We start from the raw sequence: 19358 nt of genomic DNA, 5'->3' as shown, positions 1-19358 counted from the left end.
CATAAACATAAATGAGGAAACGTAGATGAATAAATATTTGCCTTTGGTAAGTGTTGCGGTTGTATTGTTCAGCAGTGTAGCAATGGCAGGTTCGCCGAAAGCGCCTTATGTGGGCGCAGGTTACGGTATTAATAGCTCTGTCGATGACAATGATCTGAGTTCAACTTGTGGTGTGGGTGGTGTGGCGTGTCGTGAAGTGTGTGACACTGACCGGGCAGTCAATGTGTATGCAGGTTATCCGGTTAGCCCTAATCTGGCGGTAGAAGCAGGCTTCACGGATATGGATTACACGGCACGTATCGAGCAAGATGGTGGCGCAGTCCGTGGCGATCAACAATCTCAAGCCTTGACCTTGAGTGCTGTCGGGCGTAAAGCTTTGACCCAAAACGTGGGCTTGTTTGGTAAAGTTGGCGCTGCTTTTTGGGAAAGTGAAGCATTCACCAGCGCAAGTAATGCCGATGATTCCGGTGTGACGCCGGTTGTTGGGGTGGGGGCTGAGTACAATTTCAGCGAACATTTTGGGATGCGTGCAGGCGTTGATCATTTTGTAAGTATGGGTGAGCAATCCAAGATCATTGAGTCAGGCGTGGTTGGTACGGCTGACACGGGTGTCACCACCGCAACGGTAGGTCTGCACTACAACTTCTAACAATTTTTGTTGAGTTGGTTTTGATGTCTGTTTTGAGCCGGATGATGAACATTATCCGGCTGTTTTTCCACTTCCCTATTGCCCGGTCTCAATGACCACACTCAATCAGCACGTTATGGAATGGCGTGGCAATTTTGAATGGGCGCTCGTAATCCTTGCCGTCACACCTGAGCTTGGCGAGGTATTCACCCGGTGGTAGCTTGACGGTGAAGGTATGCCGCACGTCTTCTTGCTTACTGTTGCTATCCAGATTAAAAATTTCCCATTGAACTGTACGCATAATGGGTTTGCCGCCCTCGGTTGCACTAAACAGCACTTCGCCATTAGGCGCGGCGTAGGCGTAAGCACTGCTTAAAACAAGGGTGGTAACGAAAGTTGTTATAGCGTTACGTATGAGCTTTCTTACTGACATGGGCGCACTCCTTGCTGATCGGTAACTGTGAACAAAACCTGAACTACGGATTAAATAGTAGTCTGATTTTGATGGAAGTGAACACGAAATGCGCAATTAGTGACCGTGAATTTATTTATGGATGCCAATAAATAAATTAGCAAGGTATGGAGCGATCTAAATCGCAGGCAAGCGGGCTTTTTCAGCTTCAATCCAGCTTTGTGCCTGTTGATTAATGGCATCGGTTTTTAAGCCCTTGGTGGCAAATGCCGGACCGATGCTAACGGTAATAGTGCCGGGTTTTTTGATCCACGCATGGCGTTTCCAGCTTAACCCCGCGTTATGCGCGACGGGAAGTACCGGAAAGCCAGAGTGTGAAGCGAGGATTGCCCCACCGATTTTGAACGGCACATTCTCCTCAGGTGCTACGCGCGTGCCTTCGGGGAAAATGACCACGCTGATACCTTCTTGTAACAGGGCTTTACCTTGATGCGAAATTTGTTTGACGGCCGCTTTCCCAGCATTGCGGTCAATCGCAATCGGGCGAATCAGTCGCAAGCCCCAGCCAAAAAACGGAATCTTCAACAATTCGCGTTTCATCACCCAGCTTAATTGTTGCGGAAAAATACAGGGGATCGCGAAGGTTTCCCAAGTTGACTGGTGATTTGCCATGATTATGAAGGCGCTATCGGTGGGGATGTTTTCGCGCCCGATCACTTGGTATTTCACCCCGCAAGTCACCTCCAGCCACCAGCGGTTGAAACAGTTCCACAAGGTGGTGGCGGGGTAACGGTATTTGAGCGGAAACAGCCAAGCCAACGGGGTTAGCAAGCCTGCCAATAAGGTGCTGACCGCAAAGCCTACCCAGAAAATCGCGGCACGAGTGCCTAGCCAAAGCGTGTTGAATGCATTCATGCGAAAGTGTTTCCCAAAAGTGAGTCGGCGTAGTCTGCCAGATTATCAAACACGGGTATAGCGGCAGGGAGCTTGCCCTCTGCCAGCGTGCGCAAGCCTTTGCCGGTGCGGACTTGGGCATAGCTTGCGCCTACCGCAGCGGCAGCTTGCCAATCGCGTAACGAATCACCGACAACTTGGGCTTGCGCGGGATTCATGCCGAAATGTTCTGCAATAGTCAGCAGCATCCCCGGTTTCGGTTTGCGGCAGTCACAATGATCGCTGCCAAGGTGCGGGCAATAGGCGATGTAAGCGACTTCACCACCGTGCGCGGCTAATAAGTGGCGCAGTTTGGCGTGCATCGCATCCAAGGTCGCAACGTCGTAATAGCCGCGAGCAATGCCCGATTGGTTGGTGGCAATCGCCAGCGTGTACCCGGCGTGATAGAGTCGCGCCATCGCTGCAATGCTACCGGGGATCGGAATCCATTCGTCCACCGATTTGATGAACGCATCGGAGTCTTCGTTAATCACGCCGTCACGGTCGAGGATGATGAGTTTCACCGGGCGTTTTCCAACAATTCATGCAATTTACGCAAGGCTTGCCCGCGATGGCTAATGCGGTTTTTTTCTTCCGCTGGCAGTTCGGCGGAGGAGCAGCCGTGGGTTGGCACGTAGAACAATGGGTCGTAACCAAAGCCGTTTGCCCCGCTTAAGCTGTGCAGAATACGACCTTCCCAACTGGCTTCGGCAATGATCGGCAATTGATCTTCTGCATGACGCAGGTAAACGATGCAGCAGTAGAAACGTGCAGTGCGTTGTGCGTCCGGCACGTCTTGCAAGGCTTCCAGCAATTTGGCGTTATTGGCAGCATCGTCGCCGTGTTCCCCCGCATAACGGGCGGAATATAACCCCGGTGCGCCACCGAGAGCATCGACCACAATGCCGGAATCGTCTGCCATGGCGGGCATTCCGGTGTATCGGGCGGCGTTACGCGCTTTGATCAAGGCGTTTTCGACGAAGGTTAAGCCGGTTTCGTCAGCATCTTGCACCCCGAATTCGCTTTGGCGCACAAATTCAATGCCCAAATCTGCCAGCATTGTGTTGAATTCGCGCAGCTTTCCGGCATTGCCGGACGCTAAGACGATACGTTGACTCATGATGCCAATGCCTGTTGTTGTGCTTGCATGATTTCCCGAATGCCTTTTTCTGCTAATGCCAGCAGGGCATCGAGTTCGTCGCGGCGGAAGGCGTGACCTTCGGCAGTGCCTTGCAATTCGATGAATTGTCCGGCTTCGTTCATCACCACGTTCATGTCGGTTTCGGCTTTGGAATCTTCGGCGTAATCCAAATCCAGCACCGGCACGCCGTCAAAAATGCCGACGGAAACCGAGGCAATTTGCCCGTGCAGCGGGTTTTTCTTCAAGCGGCGGTTTTTTTGCAGCCAAGTAATCGCGTCACACAAGGCGACGTAAGCACCGCTGATTGAAGCCGTGCGCGTGCCGCCGTCGGCTTGAATCACGTCGCAGTCGATGGTGATTTGGAATTCGCCGAGGGCTTCGAGATCGACCACTGCCCGCAGGGAACGCCCGATTAAGCGCTGGATTTCCATGGTGCGTCCGCCTTGTTTGCCTTTGGCGGCTTCGCGTGCGGTGCGTGAACCCGTGGCACGCGGCAACATGCCGTATTCCGCCGTGACCCAACCTTGACCTTTGCCTTTGAGCCAGCCGGGTAAACGGTCTTCGACGGTGGCGGTACACAGCACCTTGGTGTTGCCGAATTCCACTAGTACTGAGCCTTCCGCGTGGCAGGTGTAATGGCGGGTAAATGTAACCGTTCGCATTTGCTCAGGGGCGCGTTCGCTTGGCCTCATGGGGAATCCTTTATGTCGCTTAGATGGGGGAGGGGGGATTATACTCGTCATTTGCGTGGGTTTCACGGTTATGACAAGCAAAGAGGCAAGCAGGGGTGAGGCAAAAAAAAACAGCCCTAACTACAGGGGAGTAAGTAGGGCTGTTAAAGACTCTCCGATTTTGGCGCAGTTCGGGGAGCCGAGTAAGGAGGTTTTACGGTTTTTTTATCATTTATTCTTCCCAGAGGGTGTTCATCAGACCCAGTAAGGTAATGAATTGATCCGATTGCAATAAATACACATATAAGTGCGGGCCAATCAATTCAGGCAAAAAGTCGTTCAAACCGGATGAGTCCGTAAATAATTCCGTTGTCTCTAGCGTTTCTTCGGTGGTAACGCTGTGCTCTGTTTGTTGCAGCGCTTGCACTGCCTTGGTCGATAACGCCATAGCCGGTTGTACATTCAGACAGCTAAGTAACCTGAGTTCGGGATAAGCCATCCCTCAATTTAGATCACAACCAATGCTGATGTTTTTAAATCCAGTGCTGGTTTTTTATCTTGATAGGCATATGACACCAAGCCAGCAATGATGTTAATCATATAGTTAGTGAGTGAACGGTGGCGTGAATGCTCAATTTGTGAAATATTTTTCAACTGATCATTGATGGTTTCGATGATGCTCCGTTTACGCAACATCAGTGTATCGAACGTGTCACGCGCCACGGGTTTCATGTTTTTCTTCAGCGAGGTAATCCATTCAACCCCTTGCTCTGCCAACGATTCTGTCAATGCCTTGGAAATGTAGCCACGATCACCAAAGACTTTGCCGACCACTTTTTTCAGCAACGTGGAACGGGCTTACGGTCATCGGTATTACCCGAAGTAATGGCAAACGATAAAATATTGCCGCAGTCATCCACGACCAAATGAAGTTTGAACCCATAAAACCAGCCTGTTGACGATTTACCCCGCCCTGCGTCTTTGCGAAAGGTGTGATGACGTGGAATACGCAAATTTTCACAGACTTTCAAGGGGTAGAGTCTATGAAGGCAATACCTCGCCCCGTTTCACAGCGTTGCTGCATAAACAGGGTTAGTGGCAAAAGAACACGCGGCATTAACTCAATAAAACGTTGATAACTAGGGAGTTGCGGGAAATGACCCTTAAGAAATACTTTGACATGACGCTCATAATACCACTTGAAAGTACGATACCCCACTTGGTGGTAATGCACCAAAATCGTCATGATTTCACTATCGCCAAGACCACTGTGGCGACGACGATGCCCGCCTTTCGGGGTCAATAACGTTTTGTTCCATTCGGGATGAAAGTCCTGACAAAAATCGTCAATGGCACAGAATAACCGTGTTAGCATCTCAGTAGCAGCCTTTGGTGGGGTCAATGTTGTGTGTGGTTACTCACATTCTCCCATGAAAGGCTGCGCCTTACCTTATCCCGAACTCAGGTTAAGTAGCAATGATGCACACACTGCACTTTTTATTCCCTTGATCATTGACCACATCCTTAATCAGTTTTTCTTTTCTATAGCAAGCTTATTTTATTTGCCGTACACAACCTTAACGAATGCTACCGAGTTTGTAACGTAAAAAATTGTAAGAAAATGTAACAGGACAAGGTTCGGTCAATAATTATCCGATATGAAAAGTAGGATATTGTCCTGAACTTGCTGGAATGTCTGGGCGAGGGAGGGAATGAATGAGGGGTGTTGCAACGCTGCCAGATTCCGCTCTTTAATGTGGATCAGCGTGTCTTGCAGGGGGGCGACGTCGTACAAATGCGCGGTGGCAATGAGTTTGTGGGCAAGTGCCGCAGCCGCTTGCCAGTCTTGTTGTTGCAGGTTAGTCATTAGCATCTGTTGGGAGCGCTGAAGTTCTGGCAGCGCTAGGGTGAGAAAGCGATGGGCTGCTTCCTTGCCTAGCATCTCAATCAGTGTGCTAAATAAAACGCCGCTGCTCATGCGTTGATGAGCAGGCGATAACCTTTGCGCCAAATGGTGCGCAGGTGTTGTGGGTCATGGGCATCATCCCCCAGTTTTTTGCGTAAACGGTTGATGGTCATGTCGATGCTGCGATTGAGGGGCAGGTGTTCATTGCCGCTCATTGCGTGGGAGATTGCGTCGCGGGTTAACACTTGCCCGGCATTTTGGCAAAAAAATTCTAATAAACGGTTTTCTTGCGTGGTGAGTTTAATAACCGTGCCATCCCGCTCTAACTTCTCGTGCAGGGGGTCAAACCGGTTGTCACCAATGGCTATGAGGTTATTGGGGGGGGCAGGGTTACGGATAATTTTCTGGAGACGGATAAGCAATTCTTTAGGATGAAATGGCTTGGTGAGGTAGTCATCCGCACCGACCTCTAGCCCTGCCAAACGCTCATCGGCTGATTTCTTTGCAGACAATAACATCACTGGCAAGTGCGGGTGGTGTTTTTTTATCCATTCAAGCCAATATAGCCCATCTTTGCCAGGTAACATAATGTCGAGCAAAATCAAATCCGGTTGAGAGTTTTGGCAAAAGCTATCTATTTCTTCGCCATTCAATAAAGTATGAATGCGGTAGTGATGTTCCGTTAAATATTCTTGTAACAGTGCATGTAATACCACGTCATCATCGACTAGCAGAATCTCCCGGCGAGGCATGTTGTGGTGTTCATAGTGATTGATACTCATTTTTTCCAGAAATTACAGCATTGAAAACAGACGTCGCCACATTTTAGTGGGTCTTGCTGCAAAAATCTAAAAAATGTCGGCTGGTGCTGCCATTATTAGGGTTGTCGATGGTATTTCCCTGTTATTGGTATTGTTTTAAACGGGTTTCGATCACATCGCCCTCTTCTTTATGGCGTACCTGTACAATGGCGTAATCCAGTTTGGGCGCTAACCATAGAGTGGTTTCGCGCTCATTATTGTCGTGTATGACTTCCACCTTTTCACATACGTAGCTGCCAGCGGGAACCTCAATGGTTTCTTTGCCGAGTTTGCGCAAGCGGTAATCCCGAAGTTTTCCTTTGCTTATCAGGCGGTAATTGAGTGCTTGATTGGTGGCAAGCGCCTCCATTAGATGCAATTCCAGCGCAGCCATATCCAAAGTGCCCTTGGGAACGCTGAGCTGATAGGCGTTGCCATCAAAGGTGCCTTCCACTTGGGTGGGGGTGGTGAAGCGAAATTCGTCTTTTCGGTCCTTGCGTTTGTTTTTGTGGTGGTGCAGGTACTGTTCGGGAATTAATTGTGCTGCTTGTTTCTTGCCAGTGCTGCGTTCGGTCAAGGTGTCGCCACTGAGTAAGGCGGCTAAACCGTTTGCCTTGGTGGTTTTTTGGTAGGTATACGTCTCACCGTCGTAGTGTAAACTGGCATTCATAATGCCCATGTCTAACCCTTTGGCACTGACGGTATAACTGGCTTGAAACGCATCAGGGGCGGCGACGCTGGTCGATGTTGCTAAGGCTAAAGCTGCTGAAACGATCCACAAGAGCTTCATGAGTGTATTCCTTCTGGTTAAACGCTATCGACCTGATTAGACTAGCGCAAGCCGTATTGGTTCTTAAACGCTATACTACAAAGATAGCGCAAAATAGTAGAGAATAGCGGTCGTGAAACCTCGAAAATCAGGGAGAACCCTTCTGTGAGTAACAACATTATTTACCTTTCCGATGCGACTTTTGATCAAGATGTGCTGAAATCCACTGTACCCGTGCTGGTTGATTACTGGGCGGAGTGGTGCGGGCCGTGCAAAATGATTGCCCCCTTGCTGGATGAAATTGCCAGTGAGTTTGGCGACAAGCTGAAAGTAGCCAAGTTGAACATTGACGAGAATAAAGGTGTTCCGCCGCGTTACGGCATCCGTGGCATTCCCACTCTCATGCTGTTTAAAAACGGTGAAGTGGCTGCGACTAAGGTAGGTGCACTGTCTAAATCACAGTTAACCGCATTCCTTAACCAAAATCTCTAAACAGACCTTCGTGCCCCTGGAGATTTTTCGTCTCCTTGGGGCTTGCGGGGATTATTTTGCTGGACTCTGTGAAACTGACGTGCTAGTTTAATCGCACTTGAGTCTGTATCCAGATTCATTCCTGAAAATCCTGTCTCGTTTTCTTAATCACTAGATTTCTGCGTAGACTGTAACGGGCGATAGCTTCGATTACGGCAAAGGTAAGGCATTCAGCCACGCTTTCCGATTGAGAAACACAGCACGAGCAGGGGCTTCCTGATTGTTTACACCTACTATCCCCATCAAATTCATCACTATATGAACCTGTCTGAACTCAAAAAGAAATCTGCCGCCGAAGTCTTTGAAATGGCACAAGCCATGGGAATCGAGAGCATTTCTCGCACCCGCAAACAAGACATCATCTTTGCCTTGCTGAAAGCCAATGCAGCCAACAACGTTGACATCCACGGGGATGGCGTGCTGGAAATCCTGCAAGACGGTTTTGGTTTCCTGCGTTCCGATGATTCCAGCTATTTGGCTGGGGCGGATGATATTTACGTTTCCCCCAGCCAGATTCGCCGCTTTGGTCTGCGTACCGGTGATACGGTATCGGGTAAGATTCGTCCGCCGAAGGACAGTGAGCGTTACTTTGCACTTCTGAAAGTTGACACCATTAACTTCGAGCCGCCCGAAAGTGCGCGTAACAAAATTGCCTTTGAAAACCTGACCCCGCTGCACGCCGATAAACGGATGCGCATGGAGCGTGGTAACGGCAGCCGTGAAGACATTACTGCCCGCGTTATCGACATCGTAGCGCCGTTTGGTAAAGGTCAGCGTGGTTTGATTATCGCGCCGCCGAAGGCCGGTAAAACCATTATGCTGCAAAACATTGCGCAGAGCATTGCCTCTAATTACCCGGAAAGTTACCTGATCGTGCTCTTGATCGACGAACGCCCGGAAGAGGTGACGGAAATGTCACGCATGGTGCAAGGCGAAGTGGTGTCTTCGACCTTCGATGAACCGGCAGCGCGTCACGTTCAGGTTGCCGAAATGGTCATCGAAAAAGCCAAGCGTCTGGTCGAACACAAGCGCGACGTGGTGATTTTGCTGGACTCCATTACCCGCTTGGCGCGGGCTTACAATACCGTGGTGCCGTCGTCTGGCAAGGTATTGACGGGTGGTGTGGATGCGAATGCCTTGCATCGCCCCAAACGCTTCTTCGGTGCGGCGCGTAATATTGAAGAAGGTGGTAGCTTGACCATTATTGCCACCGCGCTGATTGATACCGGTTCCAAAATGGACGAGGTTATCTACGAAGAATTCAAGGGCACGGGCAATATGGAAATCCATCTGGATCGCCGTATTTCCGAGAAGCGTGTATTCCCGGCGATTAACATTAACCGTTCCGGCACCCGTCGCGAAGAGTTGCTGACCACGCAAGACGAACTGCAAACCCTGTGGGTGTTGCGTAAATTCCTGCACAGCATGGATGATCTGGATGCAATGGAATTGCTGTTCGACAAGCTTTCCAAGACCAAAACGAATAGTGAATTCTTCGACGTGATGCGTCGCGGGTAATATCGGTAGGGGCGGTTCATGAACCGCCCCTACGACTGTTACAAATCGTCTAACGCCAACCCTTCTTCGCGCAAATATTGTTCCAGTCTGCGCTGGTCGATCAGTATCTTCAGGCTGAAGTTGCCGTCATCCGTGATGTTTTCTTGCTGGATCGCTTTGTCAGCGTACAGCTTGGCGCGTAAGCGAGCGTGTTGGGGTTTGAGTGTCAAATCGCCTTGGAACATGTGTCCGGCAAAGTAACTCCCTAAGTATTCCAGCAATATATCCAGCCCTAGATTGTTCTGGGCGGACACGTAAATGCGGGTAGGGTTCGTGCCGGTGCTTTCCTCAATATGCGGGCTTAAGCCACCGAGGTCGATTTTGTTCATGACTTCGATTTGTGGCACATGCTCCGCCCCAATTTCGGCGATGACGTTATTGACTTGCTCGCGGAACAACTCCAGTTGTTCGTCGTGGCTGTCAATAACGTGTAGCAGCAAGTCAGCGTCAATGGTTTCTTGTAACGTCGAGCGGAACGCCGCCACCAAATCGTGGGGCAGATAACGAATAAAACCCACGGTATCGGCGAGAATAATTTCTTGTTGATTCGGCAGTTGCACTTGGCGCAAGGTCGGGTCAAGAGTGGCAAACAGTTGGTCAGCCACGTAAACCCCCGCGTGGGTCAGCGCATTGAATAAGGTGGATTTGCCCGCATTGGTGTAGCCAACCAGTGAAACGGTGGGGATTTCGGCTTTTTTGCGTGATTGACGACCTTGTTCGCGTTGGTTTTGGACTTTTTCCAAGCGACGGTCGATTTGTTTAATGCGTTCGGCAATCAGACGCCGGTCAGTTTCTAACTGGGTTTCACCAGGACCGCGCATCCCAATGCCGCCTTTTTGGCGTTCAAGGTGCGTCCAGCCGCGTACCAGTCGAGTAGACAAGTGTTTGAGCTGCGCGAGTTCAACCTGAAGTTTGCCTTCATGGCTGCGAGCGCGTTGGGCGAAAATATCCAGAATCAAACCCGTGCGGTCAATGACACGGCATTCCAGTAATTTTTCCAAGTTACGTTCTTGGGCAGGGGAAAGGGAATGGTCGAAAATAACCAGATTAGCGTCACGTAATTCACGTAACTGCCGGATTTCTTCGGCTTTACCTGTGCCCACAAAGTAACGTGGGTCAGGTCGTTGGCGCGATCCATTAACGAATCCGACTACCTGAGCGCCAGCCGAATCCGCCAATTCGATGAATTCCTTTTCATCTTGTGCCGTTTTTGCCGCATTGAAACTGATTTGAACGAGCACGGCATTTTCACCGCCGCCGGGGCGTTCAAATAGTTCCAATCGGCAACCTTCCTGATGATTTCAGTAGAATGATTTATTCTTCTGGTGCTAATGCCAATTTGATCGGGCGAGCAGGCACGATCGTGGAAATAGCGTGTTTGTAGACTAATTGGCTGACGGTATTCCCCAGCAAAACAACAAATTGGTCAAATGATTCAACATGACCCTGTAATTTGATGCCGTTGACCAAGTAAATCGAGACAGGAATCCGTTCCTTTCTCAGAGCATTAAGGAAGGGTTCTTGTAATGTGTGCCCTTTCGACATGAGCTTCTCCTAAAAAAATATTCTCGGGTTTGTGGTTGTTATGGTCTCACACCTAAAGCTAGGGGGTGGTCGTGAGCCAGTCGCTTGTTTCCTTCGACGCCTAAAAGCTTATCAGTTCTATCGTCTCACCAGAATGCCAGTTTGTCGGACGTATCCGTTCATCCGCCAATAAACGTTGAAGCGTTGCTGATGACCGATGAAAGGTTAAGTTCTTGGGGATCGTAACTAATAATGCCTTTCTCGGATCGCAACCACGTCATTTGACGTTTAGCAAGCCGCCGTGTAGCGACAATAGCACGATCGCGCATTTGATTGTAGTCTATTTCATTAATTAAATAATCCCAAATTTGCCGATAACCCACGGCTCTTATGGCGGGCAGGTGGGTATTTAGGTCGCCGCGCATCAAGAGTTGGCGTACTTCGTCAACCACGCCGTGTGCCAACATCTGGTCGAAGCGTTGTGCAAGACGTGCGTGTAACCATGCCCGATTTTCGGGGATCAAGGCAATTTTTAATAATTGGTAAGGGCAGGCATCATGCCAAGCCGCTTGTTGCAATTCGGTTAACGATTTTCCTGTCAGTTCAAAGACTTCCAGAGCGCGTTGCAGGCGTTGCGGGTCGTTGGGGTGGATGCGTTGCGCTGCCACAGGATCAATGCGGGCTAAACGGTCGTGCAGCGCTTGCCAGCCGTGAGTGGCAGCTTCCGCTTCCAGCCGTGCGCGAATGGCAGGGTCGGCTTCTGGCAATTCCGACAGACCGTATTCGAGGGCGCGGAAATAGAGCATTGTGCCGCCCACCAACAGCGGAATACGTCCGGCTGCGGTAATGTCCGCCATTTCACGCAACGCATCGGTGCGGAATTCGGCGGCGGAATAGGGTTGTGCAGGGTCAAGAAAGTCGATCAGGCGGTGTGGTGCTTCTGCTAGGGTGGCGGCATCGGGTTTGGCGCTGCCAATATCCATGCCTTTATACACGAGGGCAGAGTCGACGCTGATGATTTCGACAGGAAAATGTTTGCGTAATGCTACCGCAAGGTCGGTTTTGCCCGTGCCCGTTGGTCCCATAATGCAGATCGCTTTGTGCATTAGCGACCTCGCAGAAACAGTTTGTCGATTTGTTCCAGCGACATTTGTGTCCAAGTCGGGCGACCGTGGTTGCATTGCCCGCTGCGTTCGGTGCGTTCCATGTCACGTAAGAGTGCGTTCATTTCAGGAATACTGAGTTTGCGGTTGGCGCGGACTGAGCCGTGGCAAGCCATCGTCGCCAAGATTTCATTCATGGCATTCTGAATGCGATTGCTTGCGCCGTGCGTGATCAAATCCGCGAGTACGTCACGTACCAGTGCTTCGGTGTCGGATTCTTTCAGCAAACTGGGAACCGCACGGATGGTGAGTTTTTCTTGTCCCATGCGATCCAGCTCAAAGCCGAGGGTGTGGAAGGTGTCGGCGTGTTGTTCGGCGTAATCGGCTTCCTTGCGGCTCACATTGAGGCTGGCGGGCACGAGCAGTGGCTGCGAGCGCAGGGCATCGGCTGCCATGCTTTGCTTGAGGTATTCGTAGGTAATGCGTTCGTGCGCGGCGTGCATATCCACTACCACCAAGCCGCTGGCGTTTTGCGCGAGGATGTAAATGCCGTGGAGCTGCGCGATGGCATAGCCCAGTGGTGGCATATCATCATCGTGGGGGGGGATTGTCGGACTGAAGTCCGACCTACGTTCTGGTTGTAGGTCGGGCTTCAGCCCGACATCTTTGTCCAGTGGCACAACCGGCTGGTAGAGCTGCTGATAAGCTGCCATCTGTTCACGCACGGGCATCTGTAAGCGCGGCTGATAAGTGGCGTAGTCGCCACGCGGAACCTCACCCCCCGACCCCCTCTCCTTGACAGGAGAGGGGGAGGGAAAAGGAGGAGGAAAAGCAGGCTGCTCTTGTTCCCCCTCTCCTGTCAAGGAGAGGGGGTTAGGGGGTGAGGTTCCCTCATCCCCCGGTCGAATATCCGCTAACGCCTGATGCAAAGTACGAAACAAAAAATCATGCACCAGCCGCCCTTCCCGGAACCGCACTTCTTGCTTGGTGGGGTGTGCATTCACATCCACCAATTGCGGGTTCAATTCCAGAAACAGCACAAAAGCGGGGTGTCGCCCGTGATACATCACGTCTTGATACGCTTGTTTCACGGCATGGGTAATCAGTTTGTCACGTACATTGCGGGCATTGACGTAGAAATATTGCAGGTCCGCTTGCGAGCGCGAAAAGGTGGGCAAGCCAACCCAACCCCACAAGCGCAAGCCAGCGGCTTCGTAGTCCAGATACACGCTTTGCTCGACAAACGTGCTGCCGCAAATCTCGGCAATGCGCCGTTCTGCACCGCTGCGATCTTCCGCCGGGCGTAAGCGTAGGGCGTTTTTTTGATTGTGATTGAGTTCAAAGCTGACATCGAAGCGACTCAGGGCGATTTTACGCACCATGTCTTCGATATGCCCGAATTCGGTTTTTTCGGTTTTGAGAAATTTGCGCCGTGCGGGGATGTTGAAAAACAGGTCGACTACATCCACCGTCGTGCCGGTGGCGTGTGCCACGGGTTCGGGCGCGTCGAATACTTCTTGTCCATCCCCAAACAGTTGCCACCCTTGGGGTGCATCAGTGTGGCGGGAACTAAGAATTAAGCGTGAAACCGAGGCGATACTGGGCAGGGCTTCACCACGAAAACCGAGGCTGCGCACTTGTTCCAGATCGTCAAGGCTGGCAATTTTGCTGGTGGCGTGCCGACTTAGGGCTAAGGCTAATTCCTCATGCGGAATGCCGCTGCCATTGTCGCGGATGCGGATACGTTTGCTGCCACCTTGTTCGATGTCGATCTCGATACGGGTTGAACCCGCATCGAGCGCGTTTTCCAGCAATTCCTTGACCACCGACGCGGGGCGCTCAACCACCTCGCCAGCGGCGATTTGGTTGATGAGATGGGCAGGAAGCTGGCGTATTGGCATTAGGGTTGGGTACTGCCAGCGGCTGGTGGTGTTTGCGGTGCCACTTGCGGTGGGAGCACCGGTTGCGGGATCACGGGTTGCGGCATCATTGGCTGTGGTGGCACAGCGATGGGCGCGGGTGTCGTGGCAACGGGTGTGGTTGGTACTGCAACAGGTGCTGGTTGCACCACAACTGCCGTCGCTGGTACTGCCGGAGCGGGAGTCGCTGCTGGTGGCACTGCTGCTGCCGGTGGCGCTGCTTCGGATACGGCGGGCGCTGCTGGCGCTGGTGCTTGAGCGATGGCTTGCAAGTCTTTGGAGCGGTCGGCATTCACCCCGTATTGCGTCAGAATCTTCGGCTGACGTTCAATCGCTTCTTTACGGTCAATCACCAACTGATAGTGGTCTGACGTTTCCAAGGTAATGTAATCGACGTTGGATGACTGTATTTTTTGGTAGAAATCCTTAAAGTCGCGAATACTTTCACCGTTGACTTTTTCAATCAGCAAACTGCGGTCGTGGTGGTAGTCTTTGTTAATGTCCGCCGGTAGCACTTTGGTGAGAACCACCGCTTCGCTGCGCTTTTCATCAGGGGATTCGTAAGTCAGTGCGCCGATGCGTGCAGGTGTGCCGTCTAGGCTATCAATCACGTCTTGGTTCAGCGGCATGAAAACCAGCCCGCCGAAAATGAAGTAGGTGGGTTGTTTGTCGTACTGATTTGGTTTTACCAGTAAGTATTCTTTGCCCGGCTTGTCGAGTGGCAGGCTAATGACTTGCTCTTGACCATTCCGCAAGATTTTGAAAGTGATGTTTTCGCCGATCTGGTGCATGTCAATGTAGTGTGTATGGTCGATGAATTCGCCGGGGCGGAATTCGACAGTGCCATTGTTTTCGACTTTGTGCCCGTCAATTTCGGTCATAATGTCACCGATTTGCACTTTGCCATCCGCCGGGGAGTTCTTGTAAACCTTGTGTACCAACATGCCGGTTTGATTGTCGCCCAGACCGTATTTACGGCGCATCGCCGGGTTTTCCATCGACTGGGCGAGGAAGCCGTGGAAGCCGTAGCCATCCACTTTGCCATCCTTCACATCGGCTAATACATGGCGAATAATCGGGGTGGGGATCATGTAACCGATATTTTCGGTCAGGAACCCCGATTGCATGGCTACCCCGACGACTTTGCCATCGGAGATAACCGGGCCACCGCTATTGCCGAAGTTAATCGCGGCGTCAACTTGCACGGCAATCAGGTTTTCACCGGTATGCACGTAATTTTGCTTTTCGATACGTGACACTACCCCACGGGTCACGCTGAGCGTGTTACCACCGATTGGGAAGCCGTAAACTTCGACGGATTGTTGCATTTTAGGCAGATCGCCCAGTTCCAGCGGGGTAACATCTTTGTAAGCAGTGGCGTCTTTGGTGCGTAAAATCGCTAGGTCGGACTCGTGTGAAATGTAGACAACTTCGGCTTCATAGCGCTTGGTTTCGCTATGGCGTTGAATTTCCAAGAAAGTGGCGTCAGAAGCAACGTGGGCATTGGTTAAAATCAGGTTGTCATCAATGATCAAACCGGAGCCAGAACCTTTTTGCGAATCGGAGTTCCAAGGGGATAGCGTATCGTAAGTGTGTTGCACAACATGGACTTTGACAACGGCGTCTTTGATTTTAGCTCGCGGATCCGAACCATCAGGCGTGGTGATTACTTCGTCTTCGAGTGGGGCTGTATTGGAACTGGCTTCAACTGAGCTGGCAGCCGGTGCGGGTGTTTCTGGCGTCGCGGTATCTGGAGCCGCTGGCGCAGGCGTTACGGCTTGGGTAGCTGAGGGTGAAACCGGTGGGTTAAGGCTGATTTCAGCCAGTAAGCTAGGTGAAATGGCTAAGCCAAGGCATAGGAATGTGCTAGTAATAAGAGTTGTTTGGCGCATTTTTTGGAGTCCCATATTGAAAATAATAACAGCCCAAATCGAGAGGCATAAATAATTAAAGGACTATAGCGTATCCGTCGGTCGAGTGAAAACACTTTAATCTGACGGTAATCTATCGGTTTTTAGGGTAAAACTTGGTATTCTTCGGCACTTACCGCATGGCACACGCCTCAAGAAGACAATAGGATCGAATGATGACGGACTACAAGCACACTCTCAACCTGCCGAACACCTTGTTTCCGATGCGCGGCGACTTGGCAAAACGTGAGCCGGGGATGCTGGCAGACTGGGAGAATCGCCAGCTTTATCAACAATTGCGTGAGAAAGCACAAGGTCGTCCGAAATTCATTCTGCACGATGGCCCGCCGTACGCGAACGGTACGATTCACATTGGTCATGCTGTTAATAAAATTCTCAAGGATATTATTGTTAAAAGCAAAACCCTGAGCGGTTTTGATGCGCCCTATGTGCCGGGTTGGGACTGCCACGGTTTGCCGATTGAGTTAAAAGTCGAAGAAAAACTTGGCAAAGCGGGCGATAAGGTCGATGCATTGGTTTTCCGCAAGGCGTGCCGTGAATACGCGGCGGAACAAATTAATTTGCAACGTAAGGATTTCAAACGTCTGGGCGTGTTGGGGGATTGGGAAAACCCCTATCTGACGATGGATTTTCAAACCGAAGCTGACATTGTACGTGCCTTGGGGCGGATTGCGGCTAACGGGCATTTGCATAAAGGCGCAAAGCCGGTGCATTGGTGTACCGATTGTGGCTCGGCGTTGGCGGAAGCGGAAGTGGAATACGCCGATAAAACCTCGTTCTCGATTGATGTGCGCTTTACGGTGGCGGATGAGGCAGAAGTGCTGAAACGTTTGCCCGACGCGACGGGGCAAGGTGATTTGTCGGTGGTGATTTGGACAACCACACCCTGGACGTTGCCTGCCAACCAAGCGGTGGCACTGAACCCTGAACTGGAATACGTGGTATTGCAAACGCCTGCTGAGCGTTTGCTGGTGGCTGATGCCTTGCATGAGTCTGTGTTACAACGTGCCGAGATCAGCGAATACGCCATTATTGCCCGCTGTACTGGCGATAAGCTGGAGGGTTTGCTGTTACAACATCCGTTTTACGCACGGCAAGTCCCCGTGATTTTGGGTGATCACGTGACCACCGACGCGGGTACAGGTGCGGTGCATACCGCGCCCGGTCATGGTCAGGAAGACTTTGTGGTGGGTTTGAAATACGGCTTGCCGGTGGATAACCCTGTGGGTAACGACGGCTGTTTCTTGCCGAATACCGAATTGTTTGCGGGTGAATCGGTTCATAAAGCCAATCCGCATGTCTTGGAAGTGCTGACGGAACGTGGCAAGTTGCTGAAAGCGGATAAGTTGCGCCACAGTTACCCGCATTGCTGGCGGCACAAAACGCCATTGATTTTCCGTGCCACCCCGCAGTGGTTTATCAGCCTTGAGCAGAATGGCTTGCGCCCGCAAGCGATGGCAGCGATTCAAGGCGTGAAGTGGATTCCCGATTGGGGTAAAGCGCGGATCGAGGGGATGGTGCAAAACCGCCCCGATTGGTGTATTTCACGGCAGCGCACTTGGGGTGTGCCGATTGCGCTGTTCATTCACAAGGAAACCGGCGCATTGCACCCGCAAACGCCGATGCTGATTGAAGCGGTGGCGCAGCGGATTGAGCAACACGGTATTGATGCGTGGTTCAGCCTGAGCGCAGAAGAATTGTTGGGTAACGATGCCCCGCACTACGATAAGGTGAGCGATACGCTGGATGTGTGGTTCGATTCGGGCGTCACCCATGCATCGGTACTCGAACGCCGTGCCGACCTACAATTCCCTGCCGATGTGTATTTGGAAGGCTCTGACCAGCACCGTGGCTGGTTTCAGTCATCCTTGTTGACGGCGATTGGGACACGCGGCGCGGCACCTTTCCGCACTGTCTTGACCCACGGTTTCGTGGTGGATGGTAAGGGCGAGAAAATGTCCAAATCCAAGGGCAATATCGTCGTGCCGCAAAAGGTGACGGATTCTTTGGGCGCGGACATCCTGCGTTTGTGGGTAGCGTCGACCGATTACAGCCGGGAAATGTCGGTTTCCGATGAAATTCTCAAACGCACGGCGGATGCGTATCGCCGTATTCGTAACACCGCGCGTTTCTTGCTGGCAAATTTGAACGACTTTAATCCAGCAACCGATTTGGTCGCAGCTTCCGAGATGCTGCCGTTAGACCGTTGGGCGGTGGATCAGGCGGCACAAGTGCAGGATAAGGTGCTGACGGCTTACGATAATTTCCATTTCCACCTGATTGCCCAGGAAGTGCTGAACTTCTGCACGGTGGAATTGGGCAGTTTGTTCCTCGATATTACCAAAGACCGGCAGTACACCATGCAGGCGGGGAGTGTGGGGCGGCGTTCGGCGCAAACCGCCGCTTGGCATATTTTGAATGCGATGGTGCGTTGGTTGTATCCGGTGTTGAGTTTTACGGCTGAGGAAATCTGGCAGAGTATGCCGGGTGAAAAAGCTGAGGACTTTGTGCTGTTTACCCAGTGGTATGACGGGCTGTTTAGGCTGGATGCTAACGATAAGCTGTCCGCCAGTGAGTGGAGTTATGTCTTTGCCCTGCGCGAGTTGATTAGCAAGCAACTGGAAGAGGTGCGGGTTGCCGGTCAGATTGGCGCGAGCTTGGATGCTGAGGTGGCGATTTATTACCGCAAAGGCAGCCCGGAAGTGAACTCCGATCCCTTGCTGAAATTGGGTGACGAATTACGTTTTGTGCTGATTACGTCTGCGGTGCATTTGCACGATTTGGCGGCAGTGCCAGCCGATGCGGTGGAAATCTTGGATCAGGTGTTTGTGCAAGTTTCCCGTTCTGCGCATGGCAAATGCACCCGTTGCTGGCATCACCGTGAGGATGTGGGTAGTCATGCCGCACACCCGGAATTGTGCGGGCGTTGCATTGATAATGTTGAAGGTGCTGGGGAGGTGCGCGAATATGCGTAGTTTTCGTTCGCTTTCCGCTGATACCGGAATGTTAGGTTGGTTGTGGTTATCGGCTGTGGTGGTTGCAGTCGATCAGTTAACCAAGTGGATGGCAGAAGCCAATTTGGAAATGGGGGAGCCGTTTGCGGTAATTCCGCATTTGAATATGACACTTGCGTACAATACGGGCGCGGCGTTTAGCTTTTTGTCCGATTTGGGCGGCATCCAGCGTTGGTTGTTTGCGATATTGGCCATAGTGGTGAGTGTTTTTATTGTCAACTGGCTGCGTAAGCTGAAAAAAACGCAGATTTGGGCGGCAGTGGGCTTAAGCCTTGTCTTGGGCGGTGCCATTGGCAACCTGATTGATCGCTTGCTATACGGCAAGGTTATTGACTTCATTGATGTGTATTTTGATATTCCCTTTGTGATGGATAATTATCATTTTGCCATTTTTAATGTGGCGGATATAGCGATTACCTGTGGGGCGATTTTGCTGGTGTTTTTGAGTTTGTTTGCCTCTGACCAGATTGAATAGCACTGTTTTGAACTAAGATTCGTAGGATTTAGGGATTAGCAGGA

At 51.4% G+C, this 19358-nt stretch carries 19 protein-coding genes and 1 pseudogene; 5 read left to right on the top strand and 15 right to left on the bottom strand.

Features of this window, described 5'->3' with window-relative positions; genetic code table 11:
* The first annotated feature begins 25 nt into the window (after positions 1–25).
* Positions 26–649 carry an outer membrane beta-barrel protein gene (locus L2Y54_RS00535; protein ID WP_236499101.1) on the top strand — a complete coding sequence of 208 codons (624 nt, stop codon included), beginning with the start codon at positions 26–28 and terminating at the stop codon, positions 647–649.
* Between the two features lie 88 nt (positions 650–737).
* Here the strand turns inward: L2Y54_RS00535 and L2Y54_RS00530 are convergent, their stop codons facing one another.
* The 10 genes and pseudogenes from L2Y54_RS00530 to L2Y54_RS00480 all read right to left on the bottom strand — a co-directional run bounded on the left by L2Y54_RS00530 (position 738) and on the right by L2Y54_RS00480 (position 7281).
* Positions 738–1061 carry a hypothetical protein gene (locus L2Y54_RS00530; RefSeq protein ID WP_236499099.1) on the bottom strand — a complete coding sequence of 108 codons (324 nt, stop codon included), beginning with the start codon at positions 1059–1061 and terminating at the stop codon, positions 738–740.
* Positions 1062–1217: 156 nt separating this feature from the next.
* Positions 1218–1955 (bottom strand): lysophospholipid acyltransferase family protein, encoded by a 738-nt coding sequence (locus tag L2Y54_RS00525; protein WP_236499098.1) that lies wholly within the window; start codon positions 1953–1955, stop codon positions 1218–1220.
* The gene (gmhB, locus tag L2Y54_RS00520) at positions 1952–2497 is read right to left on the bottom strand and encodes a D-glycero-beta-D-manno-heptose 1,7-bisphosphate 7-phosphatase (RefSeq protein ID WP_236499096.1); all 546 of its coding nucleotides are present in this window, start codon (positions 2495–2497) and stop codon (positions 1952–1954) included. The genes L2Y54_RS00525 and gmhB overlap by 4 nt, the downstream gene beginning before the upstream one ends.
* Positions 2494–3093 (bottom strand): RdgB/HAM1 family non-canonical purine NTP pyrophosphatase, encoded by a 600-nt coding sequence (gene rdgB, locus L2Y54_RS00515; RefSeq protein ID WP_236499094.1) that lies wholly within the window; start codon positions 3091–3093, stop codon positions 2494–2496. The genes gmhB and rdgB overlap by 4 nt, the downstream gene beginning before the upstream one ends.
* Complete coding sequence (gene rph, locus L2Y54_RS00510) at positions 3090–3806, bottom strand: ribonuclease PH (protein WP_236499092.1); 717 nt, start codon at positions 3804–3806, stop codon at positions 3090–3092. Before rph ends, rdgB begins: the two co-directional genes overlap by 4 nt.
* Before the next feature lie 211 nt (positions 3807–4017).
* Positions 4018–4233 (bottom strand): hypothetical protein, encoded by a 216-nt coding sequence (locus tag L2Y54_RS00505; RefSeq protein ID WP_236499091.1) that lies wholly within the window; start codon positions 4231–4233, stop codon positions 4018–4020.
* 59 nt (positions 4234–4292) lie between these two features.
* A pseudogene (locus L2Y54_RS21940) lies at positions 4293–5160 on the bottom strand (IS982 family transposase).
* Positions 5161–5427: 267 nt separating this feature from the next.
* On the bottom strand, positions 5428–5763 hold the full coding sequence (locus tag L2Y54_RS00490; protein ID WP_236499089.1) for a hypothetical protein: 336 nt from the start codon (positions 5761–5763) through the stop codon (positions 5428–5430).
* Positions 5760–6443 (bottom strand): response regulator transcription factor, encoded by a 684-nt coding sequence (locus tag L2Y54_RS00485; protein WP_236499087.1) that lies wholly within the window; start codon positions 6441–6443, stop codon positions 5760–5762. Before L2Y54_RS00485 ends, L2Y54_RS00490 begins: the two co-directional genes overlap by 4 nt.
* A 151-nt stretch (positions 6444–6594) precedes the next feature.
* Positions 6595–7281 carry a DUF3108 domain-containing protein gene (locus L2Y54_RS00480; protein ID WP_236499085.1) on the bottom strand — a complete coding sequence of 229 codons (687 nt, stop codon included), beginning with the start codon at positions 7279–7281 and terminating at the stop codon, positions 6595–6597.
* Positions 7282–7425: 144 nt separating this feature from the next.
* Between L2Y54_RS00480 and trxA the strand changes: the two genes are divergently transcribed.
* Both trxA and rho read left to right on the top strand, forming a co-directional pair.
* Positions 7426–7752 carry a thioredoxin TrxA gene (trxA, locus tag L2Y54_RS00475; RefSeq protein WP_236499083.1) on the top strand — a complete coding sequence of 109 codons (327 nt, stop codon included), beginning with the start codon at positions 7426–7428 and terminating at the stop codon, positions 7750–7752.
* A 297-nt stretch (positions 7753–8049) separates the two neighbouring features.
* The gene (gene rho / locus L2Y54_RS00470; protein WP_236499081.1) at positions 8050–9309 is read left to right on the top strand and encodes a transcription termination factor Rho; all 1260 of its coding nucleotides are present in this window, start codon (positions 8050–8052) and stop codon (positions 9307–9309) included.
* 38 nt (positions 9310–9347) lie between these two features.
* Here the strand turns inward: rho and hflX are convergent, their stop codons facing one another.
* The 5 genes from hflX to L2Y54_RS00445 all read right to left on the bottom strand — a co-directional run bounded on the left by hflX (position 9348) and on the right by L2Y54_RS00445 (position 15786).
* Positions 9348–10628 (bottom strand): ribosome rescue GTPase HflX, encoded by a 1281-nt coding sequence (hflX, locus tag L2Y54_RS00465; protein WP_236499080.1) that lies wholly within the window; start codon positions 10626–10628, stop codon positions 9348–9350.
* 34 nt (positions 10629–10662) lie between these two features.
* Positions 10663–10893, bottom strand: coding sequence for an RNA chaperone Hfq (gene hfq, locus L2Y54_RS00460; RefSeq protein ID WP_028490436.1), 231 nt, complete (start codon positions 10891–10893; stop codon positions 10663–10665).
* A gap of 158 nt (positions 10894–11051) precedes the next feature.
* Positions 11052–11978, bottom strand: coding sequence for a tRNA (adenosine(37)-N6)-dimethylallyltransferase MiaA (gene miaA / locus L2Y54_RS00455; protein WP_236499079.1), 927 nt, complete (start codon positions 11976–11978; stop codon positions 11052–11054).
* The gene (gene mutL, locus L2Y54_RS00450) at positions 11978–13876 is read right to left on the bottom strand and encodes a DNA mismatch repair endonuclease MutL (protein ID WP_236499077.1); all 1899 of its coding nucleotides are present in this window, start codon (positions 13874–13876) and stop codon (positions 11978–11980) included. Before mutL ends, miaA begins: the two co-directional genes overlap by 1 nt.
* Positions 13876–15786 (bottom strand): PDZ domain-containing protein, encoded by a 1911-nt coding sequence (locus L2Y54_RS00445; RefSeq protein WP_236499075.1) that lies wholly within the window; start codon positions 15784–15786, stop codon positions 13876–13878. The genes mutL and L2Y54_RS00445 overlap by 1 nt, the downstream gene beginning before the upstream one ends.
* Positions 15787–15980: 194 nt before the next feature.
* Between L2Y54_RS00445 and ileS the strand changes: the two genes are divergently transcribed.
* Together ileS and lspA are read left to right on the top strand one after the other, a co-directional pair.
* Positions 15981–18800, top strand: a complete 2820-nt coding sequence (gene ileS / locus L2Y54_RS00440; protein ID WP_236501974.1) for an isoleucine--tRNA ligase — start codon at positions 15981–15983, stop codon at positions 18798–18800.
* Positions 18793–19314 (top strand): signal peptidase II, encoded by a 522-nt coding sequence (lspA, locus tag L2Y54_RS00435; protein WP_236499073.1) that lies wholly within the window; start codon positions 18793–18795, stop codon positions 19312–19314. The genes ileS and lspA overlap by 8 nt, the downstream gene beginning before the upstream one ends.
* Positions 19315–19358 lie beyond the last annotated feature (44 nt).

This window comes from Thiothrix winogradskyi (assembly GCF_021650935.1).
GTDB classification, from domain to species: domain Bacteria; phylum Pseudomonadota; class Gammaproteobacteria; order Thiotrichales; family Thiotrichaceae; genus Thiothrix; species Thiothrix winogradskyi.
The sequence above is the reverse complement of the archived record's forward strand: the minus strand, read 5'-3'. Positions and strand labels throughout refer to the sequence as shown.